The sequence below is a fragment of the Bacillus sp. JJ722 genome (assembly GCF_036963345.1).
GTDB lineage: Bacteria > Bacillota > Bacilli > Bacillales > DSM-1321 > Bacillus_AD.
Genome location: NZ_JBALMO010000221.1, coordinates 1 through 6,339, shown reverse-complemented (window position 1 = coordinate 6,339; position 6,339 = coordinate 1). Strand labels below are relative to the sequence as shown.

Here is a 6,339-nt window from a genome sequence, read left to right as displayed (position 1 = left end):
TCAAGTTATTAGATCTAAAGGCTAATATATTTTGTTCAAATTGCTCTAGTTCCTTTTATCATCAAAGCAATAGCTTCAGATATTTTTTTTTCTTTCTTTAACATCTTTCTATGTCTTACAACAAAATACAAACATAATAATTTTGCCCATCTTTTTGAAAGACAAGCAAAAAATACTCCTTTATCAAAAAAATACTTTTCTGTATATCCTTCAAACCAAGAAGAGTATTCTTGTTTAACATATCCTATAGTTTGGGAACTTGCATAAATTTTCAACCCTTTCCGTAGACTATCCATAATAAACAAACTATCTTCTCCGGCACTATACTTTGCACCACCACCAAATAACAGTGAAAAATAAATATTTGCTCGCTTTATTTTTTCTGTTCTGATTGCTATGTTTACTGCTCCATATCTAAGTGAATTATACCATTTCACTCGACTGTTTCTTCGAATTATACATGTCGGTCTATGATTGTTAGTACTAGGTACATTGAATACAATTATGTCTGCTTGTGGATTCTTTTTAAATTCACCAAGTATTATTTCTTTATAATTGTTAACATATGTTAAGTCATCATCTGCAAATATGCAAATATCTCCATCAGCTCTCATTAATGCTGTATTCCTACTAAGCCCTACCCCTCTTTCATTAAAAGAGAAATATTGAATTGTATAACCATCATAGTTGAACTCTTCAAATTTATTATAATCACACTGATTAACTACAATTGCATCAGATTGAATGTTTACTTTCTTTAATAAACTATAATCAGTTTGAAACATTGTTGAGAGCAAGACTTGCACTTTCATACTTTTCTCTCCATTAATTTTATTTTCCGTACTTAATCTCAAATAGCACAAATATGTTATCTTTTCATAATACTGAGTAATAATTCAGAACATTGAATAGGACTATTAAAAAAAGAGATAATACAATATTTTAAAAACTTTATTTTACGTTTTCTTCTCTTTTCAGCAAAAGCTAACACTGCAAAATGTCTCATTGTTATATACCTTTTTTCTTTTGAAGACAATTCTGTAAAAAACTTTTTCTTATGTTCATACAATCTATTTTCACCATTTATTTTACTGTCTCCACTGGATAACCCTAAAGTTTCAGAATGCACATATGCCTTAATATCACAACGTTCTACATAGCTAAATCTTCCACCTTTTTGAATTGCTTTCTGCATCAAGTAGAATTCATCTCCAACATTAATCAAAGGAAAGTAGCCAATACTAATCAAATATGATTTCTTATACATCATGGTATCTGTTCCTGTCATATGATACATTAAATGATATTTTAAAAGTTGCTTGGAATATTCTAATGAATCTCTTTGTGATATTCTGTTAACATCTTCCAAATAAAATCTATTTCGTATTTCTATTAAGTTATCATTTTCATCATATAAACATAAATCTGTAATACTGAAATCAGAATCATTCTTTAGCATATTCACTAATTGCTTTTCAATTTTTTGCGGAAGATAAATATCGTCATCATCAAGAAATGTAATATATTCTCCTTTAGCAACTTCTATACCAATATTTCTTGTCATTGCAGAACCTTGATTTAGATTATTTCTAATATAGATGATGGGATGATCGGATTCTGTAATAATTTCGAACACTTTTTCATTCCATGATTTATCCGCATTATCGTCAACTACAACTATTTCTATATTTTGATATGTTTGTGTAGTAAGAGAAACTAATGCTTTCTTTAATGAATCTATTCTACGAAAAGTAGCAATAATAACACTTACTAAAGGTTCATATTCATTAACCTTTATTTTAATTTCTTCTATTCTCGACTCTCTATTAATTATTTTGTTTTCCACCTTCAACAACCCCATCACTTTTTAAAACACTTATGATAGTTCCAAAAAAACATCTTACATCCATTACAAATCCAATTTTCCCCACATAATCACCATCTAACTTCGCTTTTACTTCAATTGGTAGTTCGTCCCTACCATTTATCTGAGCCCAGCCTGTAAGACCTGGTAACACATTATTTGCACCATGTTTTTCTCTTTCTTCTATAAGATTATATTGATTCCAAAGTGCTGGTCTTGGACCTATAATACTCATCTGTCCAACAAATATATTCCATATTTGAGGTAGTTCATCAAGTGATGTTTTTCTCAAGAATTTTCCTACCTTAGTAATATACTGCTCCGGAGACTCTAACAAATGAGTAGGAGTATCTTTGGGTGTTTCAATCATCATTGTTCGGAATTTCAAAATATTAAAGTAACTTTTGTGAATTCCAACTCTTTTTTGCTTAAAAAATACAGGACCCTTTGAATCTAATTTAATAGCTATAATTAAAAGTACAAAAATAGGAAGTAATAAAATCAGTCCCATAAACGATAGCACTATATCTATCAACCTTTTAATTTTAAAATACATCACCTTAACTCCTTAAAGGTGAATCAACTAATATTCACCACTTCAAGTTTGCTATTTGTAACATTAATCAGTGTTTCTTTTAATTCGATATTTCCCATAGTTTTCAATAAAACAAGCAATTCATATAATTCACTTTTTTTCATAGGGTATGTTTTGCCAATATGAATTTTAGAAAAAACTTTCTCTGAAAGTATTTCATTCTCCCCTAACAATTCCTCAAACATCTTTTCTCCAGGCCTTATACCTGAAAATTCTATACCAATATCATCAATAGAATAACCTGATAGATGTATTAGATTTTTCGCCAAATCTAAAATTTTCACCGGTTCTCCCATGTCGAGGACAAATACCTCTCCGCCTTTTGCTAATCCACCAGCTTGTATGACAAGACATGACGCTTCTGGTATAGTCATAAAGTATCTTGTCATTTCGGGATGTGTGACTGTAACTGGACCACCAGCTGCAATTTGTTTTTTGAACAGCGGAATCACACTTCCTCTACTACCTAAAACATTTCCAAAACGGACAGCGACATATTTTGTTTCGCTTTCCTGATTTAGATTTTGAATAATCATTTCCGCAATACGTTTCGTTGCACCCATAATATTTGGAGGGTTAACCGCTTTATCGGTAGAAATCATGACAAAGTTTTTAACTCCAAATGTGTCCGCTGCTTCTGCAACATTCTTTGTGCCTAAAACATTATTCTTAACTGCTTCATGAGGATTATATTCCATAAGTGGAACGTGTTTGTGTGCAGCTGCATGATAAACAACATTTGGTTTATAATGATTTATCACTTCAAAAATCCTTTCACGATCTTGAATATCTGCTATTATTGGAACTATATCAATATGCTCTGAATATAGATTCCTTAATTCCATATCGATATGATAAATACTATTCTCACCATGTCCGAGCAGAATAATTTTTTCAGGAGAAAATTTACATACTTGACGACAAATTTCTGAACCAATCGATCCTCCAGCACCAGTAACAAGAATTATTTTACCGGTAACATACTCCGATATGCTTTTCATATCCAATTCAACTGGCTCTCTCCCTAATAAATCCTCTACTTGTACTTCTTTGAAATGATTAACCGCTACTTTTCCTAACATAATATCTTCGATTCTAGGCATAATCTGTGTTTTCGCATTCGTTTTCACGCATTCATCAAAAATACTTTTTAATTCCTTCTTATTTAATGAAGGAATTGCTATGACAATATTATCAATCTGAAACTTTTGTACGATTTGATGAATCTCTTTAGAATTTCCTGCAACTGGTATACCCATAATATACAATTGCTTTTTTTTCGGATCATCATCGATAAATGCAACTGGTTTAAGCTCTGTTTCTTGATTATTGAGAAGTTGACGTACAACCATAGTTCCTGCAGATCCAGCTCCAATAATCAAGGTATTTTTCACTTCCGTTTGATTAAAGATAAAACGATCTCGTAATATTCTCCATGAAAAACGTGAACCACCAATTAATAACACGTGTAACATCCATGTAAGTGTGAATACTCTAACGTAAATATCTTGAAATATCAGAAGTTGAACAATAGCTGCAACAATAATTGAAAACGTTACTGCCTTTACAATAGAAATTAATTCCCCAATGCTTGCATACTCCCAAGCCTTTTTATAAAGTTTATAAAAATGAGCAAAGATATGGTGACTTATTAATAGCGATATTGAACTGACTAATAGTGTTGTTAACTTAAAGATCTGTACATTAGGAACTATTATTAAATAACTAATATAAATTGCAGATAAAACGATTAGCGAATCTAATATAGCTAGAATTATTAATCGCTTTCGATATACCAACCTAAGACCCCCTTTTTTTGAAATTATTTATCGCTTCAGCCTTAAAACATACCTAATATCTTTTTCTTGATTTGAGTTGGTTTTTCAATGGTTATATTTTGATTTTGGAGTACCATTAATGCATTTTCTTTAAAATACAATGTTCGATCTGCACCATACGTTTTTGTAATTTCATCAAATGCAGCCTGATTAGTAAAACTTCTTGAACTCACATTGTGTGCATCCGATGCAATAAAATGTGCCAAATTATGTTCAATCATTTTTTTTGAAATTGACTTTATCTTTTTCCCGAACAAACCAAGTATGCTTCCAGATGTAAGTTGAAACAAAGCTCCATCCTGAACTAATCGGAAAAGTAAATCGTGATTCTCTATTAATTCTCGATTTCTCTCAGGATGCGCAATAACAGGGGTGATACCCTTTGTTAATAAGTCACAAATTATTTCTTTCGTATAGATAGGTACATATCCGGAAGGTAGTTCTAATAATAAATACTTCCCCTTATTGCCAAGAGTCATCACTAAATCCATTTCAAGTGAAGACATTAAATGTTGATGAATTCTTACTTCTTGCCCAACATGAATTGTAAGAGGAATATTTTCTTGCTGTAATTGTTTGTTAATCACTGATACAGAAGCAATAATTTCCTTCTTACTATTTAAATATTGTCCATTCATATGATGTGGTGTTGCATAGAGGTGATTAATTCCAATTTCTAATGCACTATTTACCATACTCATGCATTCTATAAGACTATTAGCACCATCATCAAATCCAGGTAGAATATGACAATGTATATCTATTAGCACAAGCTTCCTCCTTACAATTCCATTTTTAATACATTTTCTTAGTGATTTTCGTTTCATTCACTACCACACCGAGTAATTTCCCTTGGGTTTTTTCAAGCAGTTCTTTTGCTTTAATTGCTTTTTGTGGAGATGTTTTTCCACTGTTCACAACCATTACAATCCCATCTACTTTATTTGCTAAGATTTGTGAATCTGTGACTTCAAGTACAGGAGGTGTATCAAATACTACATATTCATAAATGTCTTTAATTTCTTCAATAATCGTTTCCATAAACTTCGAATTTAATAGCTCTGAAGGATTTTGTGGTACTGGCCCGCTAGTTAAAATATTCAAATTAGGAATATCTGTTTTGGATATTGCTTCATAAAGATTTCTTTCTTTATTTAAAACAGTTGTAAGTCCATATAGATTATGTACCGCAAATGCATAATGCAATGAAGGTTTTCTTAAATCTGCATCTACCAATAAAACTTGTTCTCCTTGTTGAGCTAAAACTATAGCTAAATTAGCTACTGTTGTTGATTTTCCTTCTGATGGAGCAGCTGATGTCACTACTATGGATTTGATTTCATCATTTCTAGAAGATAAATGAATATTTGTTCTAATTAATCGATACTGTTCGGTAATAGGAGACTTTGGACTTCTATGAGCAATTAAATCGATTTTTTTAACAGGCTTTTTTTTATGCCTCAATACTTTCACTTCCTATTTGTTGTACTCTAAATTTCTTCTTTTTTAGTGAGACTTTATTAACGGAACCTAGTACTGGAAGACCCAGTTGTAATTCAACATCACGTTCATCTTTTATGGTATTGTCCAAGTACTCTAATAAAAATGCTAAGCCGATCCCAAGCATTAAACCCACTACGACCGCAATAGCTATATTTAATAATGGATTTGGGCCAGAAGGTATAGCATTATCTGCCTTCGCTAGAATTGTTACATTATCGACACTCATTATAACCGGAATTTCTTTTTGAAATATTTCTGTTACGGTGTTTGCAATTTCTACTGTCTTTTCTGGGTTACTATCTTGAACGCTTATAGAAAAAACCTGTGAGTTATCTTGACTATTCACCGTTATTTTTTGATTTAGTTGCCCTACACTTTCGTTAAGATTAAGTGTTTGTTTTACTTTATTCAAAATAACTGGACTTTTAATAATCACGCTAAAGGTATTAATCATATCTATATTAGCTTGCATTTGAGTGGCATCAAATTGATTATTTTCATTTTTTTGATTTACTAAGATTTGTGTGGAAGCATAATAC

General features: G+C 31.2%; 7 protein-coding genes. All 7 read right to left on the bottom strand.

Annotation, left to right across the window (positions count from 1 at the left end):
- Nucleotides 1-35: 35 nt before the first annotated feature.
- Nucleotides 36-812, bottom strand: a complete 777-nt coding sequence (locus tag V7014_RS21795; protein WP_335510274.1) for a glycosyltransferase family A protein — start codon at nucleotides 810-812, stop codon at nucleotides 36-38.
- A 56-nt stretch (nucleotides 813-868) separates the two neighbouring features.
- Nucleotides 869-1,846, bottom strand: coding sequence for a glycosyltransferase family 2 protein (locus tag V7014_RS21790; RefSeq protein ID WP_335510272.1), 978 nt, complete (start codon nucleotides 1,844-1,846; stop codon nucleotides 869-871).
- A complete protein-coding gene (locus V7014_RS21785) occupies nucleotides 1,827-2,420 on the bottom strand; it encodes a sugar transferase (protein ID WP_335510269.1) in 594 nt (197 codons plus the stop codon). Before V7014_RS21785 ends, V7014_RS21790 begins: the two co-directional genes overlap by 20 nt.
- A gap of 23 nt (nucleotides 2,421-2,443) precedes the next feature.
- Entirely contained in the window at nucleotides 2,444-4,258 is a 1,815-nt protein-coding gene (locus tag V7014_RS21780; protein WP_335510267.1) for a polysaccharide biosynthesis protein, read from the bottom strand.
- Nucleotides 4,259-4,299: 41 nt separating this feature from the next.
- Nucleotides 4,300-5,067 carry a tyrosine-protein phosphatase gene (locus tag V7014_RS21775; protein ID WP_335510266.1) on the bottom strand — a complete coding sequence of 256 codons (768 nt, stop codon included), beginning with the start codon at nucleotides 5,065-5,067 and terminating at the stop codon, nucleotides 4,300-4,302.
- A gap of 25 nt (nucleotides 5,068-5,092) precedes the next feature.
- Nucleotides 5,093-5,761, bottom strand: a complete 669-nt coding sequence (locus V7014_RS21770) for a CpsD/CapB family tyrosine-protein kinase (RefSeq protein WP_438824958.1) — start codon at nucleotides 5,759-5,761, stop codon at nucleotides 5,093-5,095.
- A partial coding sequence (locus V7014_RS21765; protein ID WP_335510261.1) for a YveK family protein occupies nucleotides 5,751-6,339 on the bottom strand: 589 nt, incomplete at its 5' end. The genes V7014_RS21770 and V7014_RS21765, both read right to left, overlap by 11 nt.